The 17,891-nt window shown below is 69.9% G+C and carries 17 protein-coding genes; 2 read left to right on the top strand and 15 right to left on the bottom strand.

From position 1 onward, the window contains the following. Positions 1 to 9: 9 nt before the first annotated feature. The gene (locus IT371_26025) at positions 10 to 1,356 is read right to left on the bottom strand and encodes a hypothetical protein (protein MCC6751139.1); all 1,347 of its coding nucleotides are present in this window, start codon (positions 1,354 to 1,356) and stop codon (positions 10 to 12) included. Positions 1,357 to 1,381: 25 nt separating this feature from the next. Beyond that, a complete protein-coding gene (locus tag IT371_26030) occupies positions 1,382 to 2,743 on the bottom strand; it encodes a hypothetical protein (protein ID MCC6751140.1) in 1,362 nt (453 codons plus the stop codon). Positions 2,744 to 3,080: 337 nt separating this feature from the next. Between IT371_26030 and IT371_26035 the strand changes: the two genes are divergently transcribed. Beyond that, positions 3,081 to 4,190, top strand: a complete 1,110-nt coding sequence (locus IT371_26035; protein MCC6751141.1) for a hypothetical protein — start codon at positions 3,081 to 3,083, stop codon at positions 4,188 to 4,190. A 251-nt stretch (positions 4,191 to 4,441) separates the two neighbouring features. Here IT371_26035 and IT371_26040 read toward each other — a convergent pair whose 3' ends face one another. From IT371_26040 to IT371_26080, 9 genes are all read right to left on the bottom strand, one after another. Then, positions 4,442 to 6,334: a heavy metal translocating P-type ATPase gene (locus IT371_26040; GenBank protein ID MCC6751142.1), complete on the bottom strand. Its 1,893-nt coding sequence runs from the start codon at positions 6,332 to 6,334 to the stop codon at positions 4,442 to 4,444. 18 nt (positions 6,335 to 6,352) lie between these two features. Further along, positions 6,353 to 6,775 carry a cytochrome C oxidase subunit IV family protein gene (locus IT371_26045; GenBank protein ID MCC6751143.1) on the bottom strand — a complete coding sequence of 141 codons (423 nt, stop codon included), beginning with the start codon at positions 6,773 to 6,775 and terminating at the stop codon, positions 6,353 to 6,355. A gap of 10 nt (positions 6,776 to 6,785) precedes the next feature. Further along, the gene (locus IT371_26050) at positions 6,786 to 7,445 is read right to left on the bottom strand and encodes a cytochrome c oxidase subunit 3 family protein (protein MCC6751144.1); all 660 of its coding nucleotides are present in this window, start codon (positions 7,443 to 7,445) and stop codon (positions 6,786 to 6,788) included. A gap of 10 nt (positions 7,446 to 7,455) precedes the next feature. After that, complete coding sequence (locus IT371_26055; GenBank protein MCC6751145.1) at positions 7,456 to 9,123, bottom strand: cbb3-type cytochrome c oxidase subunit I; 1,668 nt, start codon at positions 9,121 to 9,123, stop codon at positions 7,456 to 7,458. 24 nt (positions 9,124 to 9,147) lie between these two features. After that, positions 9,148 to 10,140, bottom strand: a complete 993-nt coding sequence (gene coxB / locus IT371_26060) for a cytochrome c oxidase subunit II (protein MCC6751146.1) — start codon at positions 10,138 to 10,140, stop codon at positions 9,148 to 9,150. Continuing rightward, complete coding sequence (locus IT371_26065; protein ID MCC6751147.1) at positions 10,137 to 10,961, bottom strand: SCO family protein; 825 nt, start codon at positions 10,959 to 10,961, stop codon at positions 10,137 to 10,139. The genes coxB and IT371_26065 overlap by 4 nt, the downstream gene beginning before the upstream one ends. Beyond that, complete coding sequence (locus IT371_26070) at positions 10,961 to 11,698, bottom strand: YwiC-like family protein (GenBank protein MCC6751148.1); 738 nt, start codon at positions 11,696 to 11,698, stop codon at positions 10,961 to 10,963. The genes IT371_26065 and IT371_26070 overlap by 1 nt, the downstream gene beginning before the upstream one ends. Before the next feature lie 10 nt (positions 11,699 to 11,708). Beyond that, positions 11,709 to 12,197, bottom strand: coding sequence for a hypothetical protein (locus IT371_26075; GenBank protein ID MCC6751149.1), 489 nt, complete (start codon positions 12,195 to 12,197; stop codon positions 11,709 to 11,711). A 119-nt stretch (positions 12,198 to 12,316) separates the two neighbouring features. Beyond that, complete coding sequence (locus IT371_26080; GenBank protein MCC6751150.1) at positions 12,317 to 13,093, bottom strand: hypothetical protein; 777 nt, start codon at positions 13,091 to 13,093, stop codon at positions 12,317 to 12,319. Positions 13,094 to 13,360: 267 nt separating this feature from the next. Here IT371_26080 and IT371_26085 point away from each other — a divergent pair, with 267 nt between their 5' ends. Further along, a complete protein-coding gene (locus IT371_26085; protein ID MCC6751151.1) occupies positions 13,361 to 13,768 on the top strand; it encodes a hypothetical protein in 408 nt (135 codons plus the stop codon). A gap of 88 nt (positions 13,769 to 13,856) precedes the next feature. On the opposite strand, the gene IT371_26090 is transcribed toward IT371_26085, so the two are convergent. The 4 genes from IT371_26090 to IT371_26105 are packed head-to-tail and all read right to left on the bottom strand — an operon-like array spanning position 13,857 to position 17,886. After that, on the bottom strand, positions 13,857 to 14,669 hold the full coding sequence (locus tag IT371_26090) for an SGNH/GDSL hydrolase family protein (GenBank protein ID MCC6751152.1): 813 nt from the start codon (positions 14,667 to 14,669) through the stop codon (positions 13,857 to 13,859). An 18-nt stretch (positions 14,670 to 14,687) separates the two neighbouring features. Then, positions 14,688 to 16,307: a hypothetical protein gene (locus tag IT371_26095; protein MCC6751153.1), complete on the bottom strand. Its 1,620-nt coding sequence runs from the start codon at positions 16,305 to 16,307 to the stop codon at positions 14,688 to 14,690. 11 nt (positions 16,308 to 16,318) lie between these two features. Then, on the bottom strand, positions 16,319 to 16,993 hold the full coding sequence (locus IT371_26100) for a PH domain-containing protein (protein ID MCC6751154.1): 675 nt from the start codon (positions 16,991 to 16,993) through the stop codon (positions 16,319 to 16,321). Further along, positions 16,990 to 17,886, bottom strand: a complete 897-nt coding sequence (locus tag IT371_26105) for a hypothetical protein (GenBank protein ID MCC6751155.1) — start codon at positions 17,884 to 17,886, stop codon at positions 16,990 to 16,992. The genes IT371_26100 and IT371_26105 overlap by 4 nt, the downstream gene beginning before the upstream one ends. Positions 17,887 to 17,891: the final 5 nt, after the last annotated feature.

Consider the following 17,891-nt stretch of genomic DNA (forward strand, 5'->3'; position numbering starts at 1 on the left):
GCCGCCGGCTCAGAACCGGAACGCGCCGCCGACCAGGGCGAAGAGAAACGAGCGCCGGACCTGCATCTCGCCGTAGGTCCCGAGCTGCTCGGTGCGCCCGCCGGCGTTGTAGCTCAGCCCCAGGTTGAAGGTGACCTGCTCCAGCTCGAAGCCCACCGAGCCAGCCACACCGTAGCGGTCCACGCCGTCGGCGAAGGGGTTGATGGCCGTGGGGCAGGAGGTGTCCTCGCGCGTGCAGAACGTGTTGCCCCCGTCCCACGAGGAGAGGTTCGTGAAGAAGCCGGCGCGCAGCGGCACGTAGCGGCCGAGGTAGAGCTCCGCGCCCGCGTTCACCTGGACCACCATGCGCTTGGTCATGGGGTAGATCTCCGCCGGCGTGAACGGCGGGTCGACCTCCAGGACCGCGTAGCGCCCGACGGGACCGTGGAGACTCACGTCGAGGGTGGCCGCCCAGCGCCTCGGAACCGCGTAGGCCGCGCCGACGGTGGCCTTCCAGGGCTGCCGGGCCTGGAAGCGCGCGCCGAGCTCCTGCCCCGAGACCTGCAGGCGATCGTTCGGCCGATCGATGAAGATCGTGTTCAGGTGCGTGCTCGAGGCGAGCTGAAAGACCGGCGTGCGAAAGGCCGCGCCGAACCGAAGCCGCGTGGTCGCCGAGACGACGGCCCCCGCCTGCGCGACGAGCCCCCACTGCGTGAAGCGCAGGTCCGCGCGGTCGGCGAGACCGAAGTCGTCGGTGCCTTCCGCCTGGCTCACCGTGAGGAGGGTCAGGTTGTGGTACTGCCGCACGCCGTTGCGCATGGTGCCAAAGACGCTCACGCCGAGCGAGACGCGGCGCGCCACCTTCGCCCCCATCCCGAGCCCGAACCAGAGCGTGTCGTCCTCGGAGACGAGCATGTTCACCACGTTCGCTACGGCGGGAGTCGCTCCGCCCAGGTCCGTGCGGTAGAAGAGCCGTCGCCGCTCCACCGCGCTCGAGGGCGAGAGGAGCGCGGCGGCGAGCTGGATGCGCCCCACCCCGTCCGGACGGCCCTTGCGCACGCGCTGGGTCCAGATCGTGGTGGTCGGGTAGTTCACGAAGGCGCGGTCGTCGGCGTTCACCCCCGTGTTGCCGAGACGGTCGGTGCGCGTGGCCCAGCCGTAGACCGCCGCGGTGATGCTGATGCTCGAGTGCTCCGCCTCGGCCAGCCCCGCCGGGTTGTAGTAGATACCCGAACCGTCGTCGCTGAGCGCGGTGAAGGCCCCGCCGAGCCCCGCCGCGCGATCTCCCATGAGGTAGTTCTGGTAGTGGTTGTCGTCGGCCCGCGCGGCAGGCGCGAGCGCGAGGCCGAGGCCGAAACCGAGGCTGACGACCAACACCAGCGTCGCCCGACGAGCTCTCGCGTCAGCGCAGGTCATAGCTGCCGCCGATACCCACGAGGAGCGAGAGGTCCGTGGCGCGCGAGGCGACCTGGCTGACCTGGAGCCCATGCCCCGGAGCCGCCGGCGCGGCCACCTGATCCATCAGCCCGTCCCCTGTTCCGGCGAGGCCCTGCACCACGAGCCCGATCGTCGAGGTGGGACTCGGCTTGACGCTCACCCCGAGGGTCGCGCCGAAGAGGTGCAGGTGATCGTGCGCCCTTCCCGCGGCGAAGGTGGCCCGCGGCAGCGAGGTCAGGTTCGTGAAGGCGCCGAGGCGGCCGAGCCAGCGCTTGCCGAGCGGCACCTCCGCGCCCGCGTTCACGTTCACCACCACCTGCCGCTCGAGGACCGGCGCGTGGCCCGCGGGAACCCGCGGATGCTCGAGGATCGCGTAGCTCTCGACCGGCCCGTGGAGCTTCACGTCCGCCGCGAGGACGAGCCCTCGCCGGAACCGATACGCCGCGCCGAGGCCGAGCACGAAGGGGACCTTCCAGGCGTACTCGGCGTCGTCGAGCGACGCCACGGCCGACGCGGCGAGGCCCGTCTGCGGGTCGCGCAGCGCGCTGAAGACGTCGTAGCGCCCGGTTCCCGCCAGCCGCAGATACGGCGTGGTGAAGCTCAGGCCGAAGCGCAGCCGCGGGATCGGCTCGACGATCGCGCCGAATTGCAGGTAGGCGCTCCAGAGCGCCACGTCGAAGCTGCCGAACTGCACCGCCGGATAGCTCGGAGGCGCGGCCGCCGTCCCGCCCAGGGTCACGACGAGCTGCTGCGCGGTGAAGGTACGCACGCCGACTCCGAAGGTGAGGCCGAGCTGCAGCCACCGCGCGGGTCGGATGGCGTAGGTCAGGCCCCCGAGGAGCACGCGGTCCACCTGCACGTTCGACCCGCCGAGGTCCACGGACAGCTCGCCGCACCGGGCGTCGCGCGCCACGTAGGACTGGCTCATGCGGTCGGCGTGGGGGACGACGAGCAGAAGCCCCACCGCGTGCCGCACCCGGCCCCGACCGAAGAGCTTGGCCAGCCCGAGCGAGGCCGGAAACGAGAAGGCCGCGCCGCGGTCGTCGGTCAGCCGCGTGCCGCAGAGGTCGGCCAGGTCGGTGACGCGGTGCTTGAGCTTGAAGGCGCTCATGGAGACCTGCACGAGCGTCGAGGCGTCGGTGGCCAGGCCCGCCGGGTTGTAGTAGGCGCCGGTGGCCTCGTCTCCGAGGGCGATGGCCGCGCCGCCCATCCCCGCCGCACGCTCGCCGACGAGCACGTCCTGGTAGTGCGTCTCGCTGTCGGCGAAGGCGGCGGGCGAGAAGGCCGCGCCGAGCAGGAAGACCACCATCAGCCGCCGCGACCTCATGGGATGCCCGCCCCGAAGAATGGCCCCTTGTACCCCAGGACGGCGGGGCGCAGAAAGGGCCCGGCGCTGAGGTCTTCTGACCCCGCGATCTGGCCAGGCCGGCCTCCAGGCCGCTCGGCCCCGATGCCTCACGCCCCCAAGCCTCGAGAACCGCGGCGATTCGACGGGGTCTACGATCCCCAAGGACCACGCGGGGATCCGTGAGGCCGCGCCGAACACGCCCCGTTCGAGCCTGCACGCCGAGCCTCGCGAGGACCGCTCGGCTCCGGCACACCGGTTGCAGTTACCCCGCCTCGACACGACAGCCCAAGCCGTCACGCCGTCGGAGGACAGAAACATGTTCATACACCGCCGTGCCCTCGCGATCGCCCTGCTGCTGCTGGCCAGCGCGCCCTCGAGTCTGCTCGCCGCCGCGAAGCCCGCGACGGCTTCGCGCCGCGCCGCGGACGCCCTGGTCCTGCACCATCAGAAGTTCCGGGGCGCCAAGCGAACCGACATGGTGGTCTTCAAGCAGCCGGACGGGGGCTACCAGGTCCGCTACGAGGTGAGCAGCCACCACACCTACGTCTTCCACTACGACGCGCAGCTCCGACCCACGAAGGCCGAGGCACGGACCTGGGATAAGAAGGGTCTCGCGGCAGGCAAGGCCACCGTCCGCCCCATCCCCGCCGGCGTCGGCAAGGCCCTCGACCCGATTCGCTCGGCCGCCCAGAACCTGTGCCGCAGCGCGCACCAGCGGAACGCGGACATCCTCCACGTCGCGACCTTCGTGAACAAGGGCGTGGTCCACGTAAACGAATGGATCCCCGGAACCAGCCGCTCCACCGCGCGCACCTTCGAGCTCGCGAGCGGCAAGCGCCTGACCACCAATAGCGTGCAGCCCTCGACCGGCAACGTCCGGCAGTGGGACCAGGGGGGCAAGCAGTCGCTCATCCCGGCCGAGAAGCGCGCGCCGCAGCCGAACGTGGCTCCCGGGCCGAAGGGCGGCAACGTGCGGCCGGCGACCTCGACCAAGCCGCCTCCTGCGACCGGCAAGGCGGACCCGCTGGCCGCCGCGGCGCTGCAGATCGTCGAGGGAGGCCTTCGCCTGCCCGGCGGCTACCGCGTGGCGCGCGTGAAGACGCCGACCGGCAAGCAGCTCATGCTCGGCAAGGTCGCGAAGCTCGGCAACCACGCCTCGGCGCAGCAGCTCGTCAAGGTGGGCGGCAAGACCTACCTCGTGAGCGCCAAGCAGGACGGCAGCGGACACGAGGTCTCCGGACGCATGGGCGCGATCGGCCAGCGGAACGGCAAGGTGGTCTACGGTTTCCAGGCCGTGCAGAACGGACAGCGCGTGGGACCGATCCACGTCCACTCGGCCCGCGCCGAAGCCTTCCCGAAGGGCTTCATGTCCCAGCCGCGCGTCGTGCAGCCCCACCGTCAGGGCGGCCCCGTCCGCGTCAGGTAGAGAGCCGCACGTAAGGGCCCTGCCCGCCCACGCGTCGCTAGCCGCGCACCTCCTCTACCCGAATCTCCCCTAGGTCCGTCATCACACGGAAACACGTTGCTACGTGATCAAGCATGGTCGCATTGGCCGCGAGGCGCCCGCCAGGCAAGGAGCGCCGAGCACCGGAGCGGAGCAGCCTTGTGGCGCTGTGAGCACCGGAGCGCAGGCGCGACACCGCCTGGCGGGATGGATCGCGGCCAAGGTGACCATGCTTAGTAGTCGTGGAGCTGCCGCGGCGGCAGCGCCGCTCGCAGCGCGTTCACGATGGCCAGTAGGTCGATGGCCTCTTGCACGAGCGCTCCGGCCACCGGGGGCAGGTACCCGACCGCGGCGAAGACCATGCCGACGAGGCTCAGGAGCAATCCCCCGACGGCGCTCTGCAGGGCGATCTGCCGCAGCCTGCGCCCGACGTGGAAGAACTCGTCCACCCGCTGCAGCGACGAGTCCATGATCACCGCTCCGGCCGCCTCGGAGGTCACGTCGCTGTGCTGGCCGAAGGCCACGCCGACGGTCGCCAGGGTCAGAGCCGGCGCATCGTTGATCCCGTCTCCGAGGAAGATCGTCGGGGCCTTCGCCATCTCCTCGCGCACGATGGCCACCTTGTCCTCGGGGCTCTGCTCGGCGAAGACGTGGTCGATCCCCACCTGCGCCGCCAGGTACTCCACCTCCGACCGGCGGTCCCCCGACACGATCAGCAGCCGATGCAGGCGGTGCTTCGGCCCCAGGTGGTCGATGAAGCTCTTGCTGTCGCCGCGCGGCCGGTCCCGAAAGCGCAGGGTCGCCGCGTAGACCCCGTCGAGCACCACCATGGCCTCGAGCCCCGCGAGCTGCGGCGGCAGCGTCGCCTCGAGCTCGGGATGTCGCTTGACGAGCATGACGCGGCTCGTGAGCTCAACCGCGCGGCCTCCCACGAGCCCCTGCACCCCCTGGCCCGGTCGCTCGTGATACGCGCCCGCCTCGAGGAGCTCGACCTTGGCCTCCTTCGCCGCGCGCAGCACCGCGCTCGCCAGCGGATGCTTCGAGTACTGCTCGAGGCTCGCCACGCGCTGCAGGAGCTCCTCCCGCGTCGTGGCTCCCGTCAGCACCACCTCCGTCAGCTCGGGCTTGCCGTGGGTCAGCGTGCCGGTCTTGTCGAGGATCATCGTCTGGCAGCGCTCGAGCTGCTCGAGCACCGCGGGGTCGCGGATCACGATGCCCCGCTTGGCCGAGAGCGACACGGCGCCGATGATCGCCACCGGGATCCCGATCAGAAGCGGGCAGGGGGTGGCCACCACCAGCACCGCGAGAAAGCGCAGCGGGTCGCCCGAGACCAGCCACGCCGCGAGCGCCGTGCCGAGCGCGATGGGCACGTAGAGCGCGCCGATCTGGTCGCCGAGGCGCCGCAGCCGAGGCCGCTTCTGCTGCGAGGCCTCCATGACCTTCATGATGCTCGCGTAGCGCGAATCCACGGCCCGCTTCGTGGCCCGGATCGTGAGCGCGGCCTCCCCGTTGATCGCCCCCGAGAGCACGGTCGAGCCGGGGGCCTTGCCGATCTGGTAGGGCTCCCCCGTCAGGTACGACTCGTCCATCACGCCGTGTCCCTCGAGCACCTCGCCGTCCACGGGGCAGATCTCGTGGGGCAGGACCACCAGCTCGTCGCCCACGTCCACCTCGTGGAGCGCGACCTTGCGCACCCCCTGCGCCTCCTTGCGGTGCGCCTCCTGGGGCATGCGCCGCGCCAGGGCCTCGAGCGCCGACGAGGCACGCGCGACGGCGTACCGCTCGAGCGCCACTCCTCCGGAGAGCATGAGCACGACCAGCGCCGCTGCGAGGAACTCGCCGAGCAAGACCGCGGCCACGATCGAAATCCCCGCGAGCAGGTCGGCCCCGAGGTCGCGCCGCACGAGCTTCACGCCGATATCGAGCAGGAGCGGGACGCCCCCCACGAGCAGGGTGACGTAGAGGGGGAGCAGCTCCGCCTCCCGCCCGACGTGGGTCGCGTAACGCAGGGCGAGGTGCACGCCGATGCCGACCAGCGTGGCCCAGGCGATGATCGCGGTGACGGAGAAGCTCTCGAGCCACGGCCCTCGGGCCCGCTTCGTCTCGTGGGCCGAGGGTTTCCGCATGCTGCGACGACTTCGGGCTTACTTCGTGGCGGGAACGGCGGCAGGAACGGCGGCGGGAACGACGGCCGGCGGAGCGGCGAGCTTCTCGAGCGCCTTCTCCTTCTGCAGCGAGAAGGTGTCCTGCTCCTTCAGCACGTCCCCGCGCGAGGAGAGGTCGATGAAGATGATGGCGAAGAAGAGCACGAGGAAACCCAGCGAGCCGATGAAGACCAGGCTGAGAAAACGGTTCTCGAACTTCAGGTGCATGAAGTAGCCCACCACCAGCGAGGCCTTGATCACGGCCACGACCATCGCCACCGCGATGGCCGGCCCACCGAGGTCGAGGTACGAAACGCCGACGGTGAGAAGGGTGAGAAAGAGCAGCGCGCCGAAGATGCCGAGGTAGACCTTCACCGGCAGGACGTGGGGCGCGTGCGTCTCGGTCGACTGAGCGGCGGACATGGGCCTCTCCTTATTTCACGAGGTAGAGCAGCGGGAAGAGGAAGATCCAGATGATGTCCACGAGGTGCCAGTAGAGACCCACGTTCTCGACGGGGGTGTGGTAGCCCGGGCCGAAATCGCCCCGGTTGGCGCGCCGGAGCACCCAGAGCAGGACGCCGATCCCCGCCAGCACGTGTAGCCCGTGCAGCCCGGTCATGACGAAGTAGATGGCGAAGAAGATCTGCGGGTGGCCGGCGATCCCCTTGCCCTCGTAGAGCCGTCCGGGCAGCAGTCCGAGGTGGATCTTGTGCGCGTACTCGAAGTACTTGATGACGAGGAAGGTGCAGGCCAGCGCGATGGTGGCGGCCAGGAAGAGGACCTGCTTCTTCCGATCGCCGAGCTGCGCCGCGCGCACCGCGAGCGCCATGGTGAGGCTCGAGGTCAAGAGCACCACGGTGTTCGTCGCGCCGAGGGGGACGTTCAGGTGCTCGTGCCCCGCGAGCATCGTCTCCGGGTAGAAGTACCGGATCACGGCGTAGGCCAGGAACACTCCGCCGAAGAAGAGCACCTCCTGGGCCAGGAAGAGCCACATCCCGAGCTTGGAGGACGACGCCTGCTGCTCCGGGGTGTGGAAGTGGTGCTGCAGGAACGCGGGGTGCTCGCCGTGAGCGGTCTGTGCGGTCGTGCTCATGTCCATGTTCCTAGTGGGCCGCGCCCTTCTCGATCTCGGGGAACTCGTACGGCCCCTCGGTACAGACCGGAGGCTCGGCGAAGTTGTGCTCGGGGGGCGGGCTCGTGGTCTGCCACTCGAGGGACCGGCCGCCGCAGTAGTTGCCCGCCGCCGGCTTGCCGCGGAGGAGCGAGTGCGCGAAGTAGAAGAGCGCGATGAAGAGCCCCGTCCCGAGGACGAGTGAGCCCACCGTCGAGATCTGGTGGAGCTGCTGGAAGAGCGGCAGCAGGTCCGGCGCCACCTTGTCGTAGGCGTGGTAGCGACGCGGCATGCCGTTCGAGCCGAGGAGGAACTGGGCGATGAAGGTCGTGTTGAAGCCGATGAAGACCAGCGCCCAGGAGACCTTGGCCCACCGCTCGCTGTAGTGCTTGCCGGTGAACTTGGGCCACCAGTGGTGCAATCCCCCGAGGAACGCGATCACCGTGCCGCCCATCATCGTGTAGTGGAAGTGCGCCACCACGAAGTAGGTGTCGTGCAGGTGCACCGTGGTCGAGAGCGCGCCGAGGAAGATCCCCGTCAGCCCGCCGATGGAGAACAGCACGATGAAGGCGAGGCCATAGAGCATCGGCGTGGTGAGCGTGATGCAGCCGCGGTACATCGTGGCCACCCAGCTGAAGATCTTGATCGCCGTCGGCACGGCCACGCCGAAGGTCAGGAAGGAGAAGACCGTCGAGGCGTACTCGCTCTGCCCCGCCACGAACATGTGGTGCCCCCAGACGAGGAAGCCGATCACGGCGATGGCCAGGCTCGAGTAGGCGATCGGCTTGTAGCCGAAGATGCGCTTGCGCGAGTAGATGGTCATCAGCTCGCTGACGATGCCGAAGCCCGGCACGATCATGATGTAGACCGCCGGGTGCGAGTAGAACCAGAAGAAGTGCTGGAAGAGCACCGGGTCGCCACCCATCGCCGGGTCGAAGATGCCGATGCCGACCCACTTCTCGATGGCCAGGAGCAGGAGCGTGATGGCCAGGACCGGCGTGGCCAGCACCTGGATCAGCGCCGTCGCGTAGAGGCCCCAGACGAAGAGCGGCATCTTCATCCAGGTCATGCCGGGGGCGCGCATCTTGTGGATCGTCACGATGAAGTTGATGCCGGTGAGGATCGACGAGAAGCCGAGGATGAAGACCCCGAGGACCGCGGTGATGACCGAGGTGTTAGTGGTGACGCTGTAGGGCGTGTAGAAGGTCCAGCCCGTGTCCACCGCGCCCGACACGATCGAGTAGAGCAGCACCACCGCGCCGATCACGTAGAGGTGGTAGCTCGCCAGGTTCAGCCGCGGAAAGGCCACGTCCTTGGTCCCGAGCATCAGCGGCAAGATGAGGTTGCCGAGCGAGGCCGGGATCGACGGGATGATGAAGAGGAAGATCATCACCGCGCCGTGGAGCGTGAAGAACTTGTTGTACATGTCCGGGCTCAGGAGCTCGCCCTTGGGGGTCCAGAGCTCGAGACGGACGGTGAGGGCGAAGAGGCCCCCCACCATGAAGAAGGTGAGGATCGAGGCCAGGTACATCACGCCGATCCGCTTGTGGTCGAGCGTGAAGATCCAGGACAGGATGCCGCGACGCGCCTTCAGGTAGTTGTCCCCGGCGGCGGCGTGCCCCCCACCCGGAGGAGCCATTACATCGGTAGCAGTGGTCATGGGCTTTCCTAGGTCGGCAGTCGGCTACTTCAGCGACTTGATGTACTCGATGAGCGCGTTGATCTCTTTGTCCTTGAGCTGCCCCTGATAGGTGGGCATCACCGGCTGAAACCCCTTCACCACGTCCGCCCCGGGCTCCATCAGCGACTTGCGGATGTAGTTGTCGTCTACCCTCACCGTCGCCCCCGAGGCCAGGTTCTCGTCGGAGCCGAACTTGCCGGCGAGCGCGGGACCGGGCTTGCCCCCCTGGTCCCTGGTCGGGTTGTGGCAGCCCACGCACCCGCGGCCGGTGAAGAGCTTCTCGCCCCACTTGACCGGCCCGAGCTTCTCGCCGCCTCCAGCGTTGTCGGCCCAGCTCTGGAACTCCAGCGGCGAGAGAACCTTCACCTTGGCGAACATCCCCGAGTGGCCGGTGCCGCAGTACTCGGTGCAGTAGATGTCGTAGGTCCCGGGGCGGTCGGCCTGGAACCAGAGCACGGTGTAGCGGTTGGGGATGACGTCCTTCTTCACGCGGAAGGCCGGCACGTAGAAGCTGTGCAGCACGTCGGTCGCCGACATGATGAGCTTGACCGGCTTGCCCACGGGGACGGCGAGCTCGGGCTGGCCGGTCACGTCGAGCGAGGGGTAGTCGAACTGCCAGTTCCACTTGCGCGCCAGCACCCGGACCTCCATCGCGTCCTTCGGCGGCACGTTCATCCCCATCCAGTCGCGAAAGCCCCAGAGGAAGACCACGATCAGCAGGATGGCGGGGATCACGGACCAGGTGATCTCGAGCTTGCGATTGTGGTGATTCCCGCTGGTCGGGTGCGCCTGGTCGCCGCGCTTGCGGTACTTGAGCACGAAGAGGACCGTGACGAAAACGATGGCCACGAAGAAGAACGTGCTCAGGTAGAGGATGAAGTAGAAGAGCGAGTCCACGTCCTTCGCGACAGCGGAGGCCTGGACGGGAAGCCAGGTCGTGGGCTCGCCGCCGCTCGCCGCGGGCGCGAGCAGCGAAAGGAAGCTCGTCGGATTCATGGGATCACCTGACGGTGGCGACGGTGACGCTCTTGCCGCCAATAGAGGGCCAGCACGATGGCCAGAATGAAGACCGTGACCACGCCACCCAGTCGCATTACGCCCAGCGCGAACGGGCCGTATCGCCCCGTCGCCGCGTCGTAGTGGAAGCAGCTCAGGATGAACTTCTCGATGGGCGAGCCGAAGCGTCCCGCGGAGGTCTCCATGAGCGCGAAGCGAAGGTCCCGCGGCGGGAAGTCGATGCCGTAGAGGTAGCGCGCGACCTTGCCGTCGCTCGTCAGAAAGAAGACCACCGCCGGGTGGGCGTACTGGTCCTGCTTCGCGTCGTAGCGGTACTTGAAGCCGACCTGGCTCGCGAGCGCGGTGATGGCCTGCTGATCCCCGACGAGGAAACTCCAGTCGGCGGTGGGCTTGCCGAGCGCGCCGAGGTACGAGCCGCGCTTGCCCTTCGCGAGGGGGGGCTTCTCGCGCGGATCGATGCTCACCGTGACCATCCGGTAGCCGTCCCCGGGAAAGCGCCCCATGCCCTTGATCGACTGGACCAGGGCGTTGAGCTGCAGGCTGCAGAGCTGCGGGCAGCTGTAGTAGTTGAGCGTGAGGAGCACCGGCTTGCCCTCGGTCAAGTAGTCGCCGAGGCGCACGGCGCGGCCATAGTGATCGGTGAAGCGCAGGGAGAGGTCCAGCTTCTGGCCGAGGTGCTCGGCCACGGTGACCCCTTCCAGCTGCTTCGGTAGAGGCTCCATGCCGCGGGCGAGGGAGGGCACGAGGACCCACAGGGCCCCTGCGAGCACCGCGCGGCACGGCCAGGGCGGTGCACCCATCACCAAATCCTCGGAGAAAAAACCAAAAGCACGGCAGTGAAGTAAACCGAATTGCCTATCTCGATCAACCCCATATGTAGGGGCCGCCAATGCATAGCCGGCCCCGCGAGCGCGCGCAACAAGCTCGGCACGAAGGCCAAGGCCACCATCGGGCGGCCGAGAAGCAGGAGCGCCAGGGGGAGCGCCGCGTGATAGATCCATGAAACAACATGAAAAAGACGATTTCCGCGCTCCCGCAGGGCGGACCGGACAAAAAAGAGGCTCCCCAAGAAAAAGGCAAAACATAGCAAAGAGATGGATGCCGCCACGCGGTCCAGGGCGCCGGTGCCGAGGACGTAGCTCGCGGCCCCTCCCACCGAGAAGCCGGCCACCGAGGCCAGACCGTTCCAGAAGGTTCGCTCCCGGTGGCGGGCAGCGAAGTACGCGGCCACGAGGAAGGCGGGGGTGGCGGCGGCCCCGACGAGCGCCACGAGCGGGCGGCGGGCGAGCGGCAGGGCGAGCGCCGGGGCGGCCAGCATCAGGTAGAGCGCGGCGGAGCGGAGGGCCTCGGCCCGCTTCGGGTGGGCCCTGGCCTCACGAAAGGCGAAGAATTCCACGAGCGCGGCGCTACCCAGGTAGAGCAGGAGCGCTCCGACCAGGAAGGGAGCGTGCAGCCAGGAGGGCCTTCCGGCACCCAGGCCCAGCGCGAGCGGGACGGCCAGCATCGCCCAAGCGCCATGGGCCTTGGGGACGAACACGCGCTCGGGCCTACGGGGTCTTCGGGGCGGCGGGCTTCGCGGGGTCTGCAGGTTTTACTGGTTCTGCTTGCTTAGCAGGGGTCGCGGGGGCGGCCTTGGCGGCGTCGGCGGGCGCCGGGGCCGCGGCCGGGGCCGGGGCCGGAGGCGCGGGGGGCGCCGCAGGGGCCAGGCGCGCCGGTTCACGGGCCAGGAGGTCCATCGCCCGGTCGATCGGGATGCGATAGCGGCCCTCGGCCTTGTTCACCTCGCCGTAGCTCGCGAGCTCGGCCTCCGCGCCGGCCTTGAGCGCGCGGATCTCCGTCGGGGTCACGCCGAGCTGACGCTCCTGCAGGAGCTCCTTCGTGCTCGTATAGAAGAAGGTGCGCGCGATCAGGATGCCGCCCGAGATGAGCACCACCAGGGCGAACATCCAGATCCAGATGGGCGCGAGAGGAATCGCGTCGGGCTCTACCGGAGGGTGCGCGCCGGGGGCGCCGTGCTCCGGTTCGTGATGGGACATGGTCGGCTCTCCACAGGAGGTCTGCGCTTCTGGGCTTACGACGGAGCGCGCACGGCGTCAAGTCGGCGTCGCGCGCGGCTGTCGGCGGCGCGCACCTGTCGGCGGCGCGCGGGGTCGTCTCAGCGAGGCGCTGGCGGAGCGCTGGGCCCTAACGGATGCGGGCTCCCCCACGGAATCGCGGAGGGAGGGACCAGGCGCACGTCCTTGCCTGGCCGGCCGCGACGCCCGGCGAAGAGCAGCACCATCTCGAGGCGCGCCCCCGGCAGACCCGCACGGGCCAGGTAGTCGCGCAGCAGCGTGGCCTGTCGCCGGTCAGCACCGGAAAACTCGCTCGAGGAGCCGAGGAGCACGGTCGGGTGCGTGTGCACGTAGCGCACGGTGGCGACGTGCGAGGAGTCTCCGGACTGAACCGCGGCGAGCAGCTTGTCGACGCCCGCCTGCAGGTCGCGCGCTTCCACGCGCACGCGCCGCTGCAGCCGCCGCAGGAGGCCATCGTCGACGCGGGCGGAGGTGAAGACCACGCGGTGGAGCACCCGCCCCTCGGCATCGAGGGCCTCGAGCAGGCCGTGCTCGGCAGCGCGGCCCTGCTCCCAGAACGCCTCGTCCTCGGCCCGGACGGGCGCGGGGACCACGCGGGTGTCGCGAGGCCAGGCGGCCAGCCGCACGCGCAGGAAGTTCTCTACCAATAGAAAGAGGAGCTTGCCCCCGCCCGCGGACGGCTCGAGCGCGGCGCAGAGGCGGTCCAGGCGGGAGGTCGTCGGGCCGGGCCCGGGCGCAGCGGCTTCGACCGGGGCCGAGGCGAGCGCGAGGAGCACCCCGACGGCCAGCGCGCACGCGACCGGCGACGCCCTACGCGCGCACCGAGAGCCCGGGAGACAGAGGCCTGCACGTCGCATGTGCAAGGAGCTGTAGCAAGTCGCTTGCCAGCAGGAGCGGGAAGGAGAACTCGCGGCTTCGGGCACTTAGTGGCTCGACGGCGGTCGACGGGTGACGCCGGTCGCCAGGCAGAAGGGCCTGGAGCCCCGGGCGGCGCGGCGACGAGGCGCGGGGAATCCTTGAAGGGACCGTCGAGGCAGGGCACCGAGAGGCCTGGAACGGCAGTTGCACAAGGGCCCGACCAAGCATCCTTCGTAGCTCAACGCACCTGACCCTGGAGGTTGGTCATGACCCGTCTGTATTCGTACTGCGCCGTGACCCTTTGTGCCGTGCTGTTGGTCTCGTTCACGGTGGCCCCCGCGCACGCGGCGGTGCCAGGCCGATCCGGCGTGCGGCAGGCCGCCTCGGAGCTCGTGACGCGCGGCCGGAACGCCCTCAACAAGTTCGCGCTCGGCGCGATGCAGAGCGCCGAACGAAGCCCGGCGCGCCTCGGCACCACGGCGCAGATCCCGTGGCCCATCAAGACCGTGGGGATGGGCCTCTACGCCTGGGGTGTGGGCTCCTCGCTGCGGCACGCCCTGGAGACGAACAACGCCGTCGACATCCTCATCTTCGGCGCCATCTCGGTCGTGGGAGGCGCCCTCCTGCTCGAGGGGTTCGGCAAGTCCTTGAGCAAGCTCATCGGGAAGAAGTGACCCGTCTCCCCGCTGCTGGGCGAGCCCGCGGAGGCCTGAAGCCTCGCGTCCGCATACGCCCGGCGCGGCCTTCCCGCCCTCCTGCGCCTCACTTCCCGAAGCAGAGCTTCAGCGCGTCGCCGTAGGTGCGGGCGAGCGCCTGATACCCCGCCCCCGTCAGGTGCAGCCCGTCGGGGGCGTTCAGCTCGGGGTGCGCGTCGATGTACGGCTGGAATTCGACGACGCGACCGCGCGGCGCGCGCTTCGCCACCTCGGCCCGAATGAGCTGGTTCAGCACCGGCGCGGCGGCCGCGAGGCGGGCGTAGGTGCCGCTGAACTTCGTCTGATACGTGACCCAGAGCAGGCAGGGCACGCGCGGCAGGGCGTCGAGGCTGCGCACGATGGCGGCGGTGAGCGTGGAGACGTTGGCCGTCCCGCTCGCCACGTCGTTGATCCCGGCCTGGATCACCACCGCCTCCGCCCCGGCCGTCGCGGCGGCCTGCAGATCGGGCAAGCGGCTCGAGATCGTCGCGCCGGACTTCGCGCGCACCGTCACCGCGTAGCGTCCCACCGCGAGCTTCTGAAAGGGAGTCGTGGCGCCCACGGCCAGCGAGTCGCCCACGAGCCAGACGCGCGGCGTCCCCGAGAACGCGTCCGCCTTGCCACCACCGCCATCGGCCCGTCCGAGGTCGGGGCGCGAGCCGTCGCCCGGCCCGCCTCCGTCGCAGGGAGGGGTGCAGCCCGGTGCACTGTCCGAGGGCGGCGACCCGTCGCCGAAGTGCATCGCGTCTCCTCCCGAGCCGAGGTCGCTCGTCCGGGCGTCCTCCCCCGAAGCGCCGCCGCTGCCACCGCAGCCGAGGAGCGCCGCCGCGCCTGCCACGAGGAGCGCGCCAACCAGCGGAAAGCGTCGCACGAAGAGCATGCGCGTCGATTATAGCGGCTATCGCCCCTTCGCAGCAGCCTCGGCGCGCTGCCACCACTTGTTCGTGGGCCGCGGCACGCCGGGGTGCGCCTCGCCGGGCCTGGTGCCGTAGACCGTCTGGTAGACGTTTCCCGGGTGACGATAGATCGCGCGACTGAAGAGGCCGAGCGAGTAGTCCCTGGACCAGGAGGGGTTCAGATCTTCGAGCTGCTCGACGCGCGAGTAGGGCACGAGGAACCAGACGCTGTTGTGCACGAGGAAGAGGGTCGCGAGGGCGAGGACGTAGGCCTTGAGGGGCACCTCGAGCGCGCGACCGACGAGCGGCCGCGCCAGCCGCGCGAGGTGGTCGAAGACCAGCACCGCGAGGAGCACGAGCAGCACCGAGGGGGGGATCCAGAACTCCACGTAGTGCGGCTCCCAGTAGACGGCGGCCAGGGTGAAGGCCACGAGGTTTCCGACGAGCACGAGCCCGAAGCGGCCGTGTCGCCGGAGGAGGCCACCGAGCAGGAGCAGCGAGAGTCCGGAGACGGCGAGGGCGAAGTAGGCCAGCTGGTTCTGCACGAACCCCGTCGGAGAGGCGGGACGCGTAAGGTCGGCGGCGAGCCCCGTGTCGGGCTTGAGCATGCGCGGCGTGAGACTGGCCTGCGAGACGAAGGCGCTGGTCCAGCCCCAGGCGGTGCGCAGCGGGTCGAAGCGGCCGATCCCTTTGCCCCAGCCGCCGAGGACCGCGTAATGGAACATCCAGCGCTGAAAGGTGAGCTTCGGGTCGGCCTTGGTGTAAGGGCCACGCGCCTCGGCGGGGTTCGGGCGGTCGAAGGAGAGCCGGTAGACCACGCGTCCGACGTAGAAGTAAGCCGCGGCGATGAGCGCGACCCCGAGAAGCGCCATCCCGACCGTGGCGAGCCAGCGCGTGCGCGCGGAGCGTTCGATCTGGGCCTCGACGGGCCTTCGCACGTCGAAGACCGCGAGGAGGGGCCGGCCGGAGAACAGCGCGGCAGGGAGCGCGAAGACGAGGCAGGTCACGACGCAGGCGATGGCCAGCATCTGATGCGACATGACCGCCAGGAACATGGCCAGCCCGAGCAGCGCGGCCACCGCGAGCGCGCCGCGGCGCACGCGGGCCAGGCGCTCGGCAAGAAAGAGCACGGCGAGGAGCGCGACCACGGTGTAGATCGCCGTGTCGACCTTGGTCGCGTAGAGCAGATACCCGTGCAGGACAGCCACGAGGAGGGCGCCGGTGAGTCCCCAGCCGAGGCTACCGGTGACGCGCGTGAGGAGCAGGAGCACCAGCGTGAGACCGACGCAGGCGGTGAGCAGGGCGCGCAGGCGGTTGTTGAAGACCAGGTCGGTGAACCCCGCGTGTCCCAGGTGCTGAACCATGACGCGATGGAAGTGCTTGCCCCCCACGTCGAGGTGCAGGTGATGGGGGTGATAGCGCACGGCCTCGCCGGCGAGCGAGCTCTCGATGTGGCGCGAGTAGTCCACCTGATCCCAGTCCAGGTGCTGCTGCAGGAAGTGCAGGTTCCCGAGCGCGTAGAGCACCGAGAGCCCCGCCGCGGCCAGGTACGGCAGGTAGGCCGGCCGCCACCGGAAGCGCCGAGGAGCCGCGGCGACCCCCGAGGCGGGATGGCGCGTCACGGGCCCCATGCTCAGGCGTCGTCCCGGCCGGCGTGCTGCGCAGCGAGGATCGCGCGAACCGCGTCGGCGGCGTCGGCCAGCGAGGAGACGAGCATCCTTCCCTCCTGACGGTCGTGGAACACCAGCGTCCCGAGGCCGAGGCGGCGGCCCAGAGGCCCTTGCTCGAGCGCCACCGCGGAGATGTCCTGCACGCGCAGCTGATGCACGGTGCGACCGAAGAGCCGCTGCTCGAGGTAGATCACGCGCCGCGTTCGGTGGTCCACGATCAAGGCCGAGAAGAGAGCAGGGTAGAGGTTCCGCGCGACGAAGCGCGCCAGGTGGTACGCGGTGAGCGCGAAGAGCAGGTAGAAGGCGAGCCGCTGAAAGGCCGACGCCGCGGGAAAGGCGAAGTTGTAGATCTCCGGCAGCTTGAAGAAGGCGAAGCCGCGCTCGAAGGCCCCGCCGAGGAGCGGCGTGCAGGCGAGCGCACAGGCGGCCAGGAGCGCGCCCACCGCCGCCTTGGCGGCCAGGAACGCGAGCGGCTGGCGGTAGAGTACGTTCTCGCCGCCCTCGCCTCCCACGACACTCGCGGCCGCGGCGCGAAGTCGGCGGTCGCGACGCTCCGCGAGGGTCGGGCGGGTCGCACCCTGCGCGCGCTCGGATGGGTCCGTGGCAGGCAGCCTGACGGATCGCTCCTCGACCATCATGGGATCCTTTCTGCAGCCGGGGGGGTGGGGCGCGTCCCCGGAGCGATGTGGAAGGCCCGCACCACGAGCGTCTGTCCCGCAAAGGGGCGCAGCCGCGTCGTGGTCCCCGCGCTCGGCACCACCGCGAGCAACCCGGGGCGCAGCGGATAGCGGGCCCCCTGCTCGAGCTCCCCCTCGCCGGCCACGACGAAGTAGACGCGGCTCTCGCCGGGGGCCGCCGGTGCGGTCCAGGCCGCGCGCAGCACGAGCTCGCTCGTCTCGGCGGCGTCCACGCGCAGCTTTTCAATATGAACGTTAGTTTTGATTCGCGGAGCCACGCGGGCCAGCGAGCGGTGGATCAGCGGTGGGGGAGCCTGCGCGAGCCGCGGGTCGTCGGCGGCCACCCGCGTGTTGCCGTCCCAGCGCGGCAGGGCCAGGACCAGCACCCCGAGCGGGGCGCTCGTCGAGGCGTTGGTCCACTCGTGCGCGCAGAGCGGCGGCGAGTAGATGAGAACCCCCGCCGCAAAGCGTCCGTCGCTCTGCGCGAGCCGGCCTCCGCGCCCGTAGACATGGCGCACGCGCGCCTCCCCGCTCGCCACCACCGTGAGCTCGCGCGTCGTTCGGTGGAGGTGCAGCGGACAGGTCTTCTGCGGGCCGAAGACGTGGGCGTAGACGCTCACCTCCGGCGAGTCGAAGTACTTGTCGATGTAGTCCACGGTCGGACCGAGGCGTTTCGCGTGCGACGCGACGCGCGCCGGGAGGTCGACGAGGCGTACCTCGGGCCGCGTCGAGGAACCTCCTCGGGAGTTTGGCTCTGCCGCGCGAGGCGCGGGTGCCGCCGCGAGGAGAGTCGCCAGCGCCAGCAGCGCCACCGCTCTGCTGACCAGCCCCCCGCGTCGTACCGCTATGCCCATCGCGA

The sequence above is a fragment of the Deltaproteobacteria bacterium genome, assembly GCA_020848905.1.
In the GTDB taxonomy this organism is placed as follows: Bacteria; Myxococcota_A; Polyangia.

Bases quoted from the DNA above. Each gene is read 5' to 3' on its own strand.
- IT371_26030 (MCC6751140.1), bottom strand. From the start codon at position 2,743: ATGAGGTCGCGGCGGCTGATGGTGGTCTTCCTGCTCGGCGCGGCCTTC.
- IT371_26035 (MCC6751141.1), top strand. From the start codon at position 3,081: ATGTTCATACACCGCCGTGCCCTCGCGATCGCCCTGCTGCTGCTGGCC.
- IT371_26040 (MCC6751142.1), bottom strand. From the start codon at position 6,334: ATGCGGAAACCCTCGGCCCACGAGACGAAGCGGGCCCGAGGGCCGTGG.
- IT371_26045 (MCC6751143.1), bottom strand. From the start codon at position 6,775: ATGTCCGCCGCTCAGTCGACCGAGACGCACGCGCCCCACGTCCTGCCG.
- IT371_26050 (MCC6751144.1), bottom strand. From the start codon at position 7,445: ATGAGCACGACCGCACAGACCGCTCACGGCGAGCACCCCGCGTTCCTG.
- IT371_26055 (MCC6751145.1), bottom strand. From the start codon at position 9,123: ATGACCACTGCTACCGATGTAATGGCTCCTCCGGGTGGGGGGCACGCC.
- coxB (MCC6751146.1), bottom strand. From the start codon at position 10,140: ATGAATCCGACGAGCTTCCTTTCGCTGCTCGCGCCCGCGGCGAGCGGC.
- IT371_26065 (MCC6751147.1), bottom strand. From the start codon at position 10,961: ATGGGTGCACCGCCCTGGCCGTGCCGCGCGGTGCTCGCAGGGGCCCTG.
- IT371_26075 (MCC6751149.1), bottom strand. From the start codon at position 12,197: ATGTCCCATCACGAACCGGAGCACGGCGCCCCCGGCGCGCACCCTCCG.
- IT371_26080 (MCC6751150.1), bottom strand. From the start codon at position 13,093: ATGCGACGTGCAGGCCTCTGTCTCCCGGGCTCTCGGTGCGCGCGTAGG.
- IT371_26085 (MCC6751151.1), top strand. From the start codon at position 13,361: ATGACCCGTCTGTATTCGTACTGCGCCGTGACCCTTTGTGCCGTGCTG.
- IT371_26090 (MCC6751152.1), bottom strand. From the start codon at position 14,669: ATGCTCTTCGTGCGACGCTTTCCGCTGGTTGGCGCGCTCCTCGTGGCA.
- IT371_26100 (MCC6751154.1), bottom strand. From the start codon at position 16,993: ATGATGGTCGAGGAGCGATCCGTCAGGCTGCCTGCCACGGACCCATCC.
- IT371_26105 (MCC6751155.1), bottom strand. From the start codon at position 17,886: ATGGGCATAGCGGTACGACGCGGGGGGCTGGTCAGCAGAGCGGTGGCG.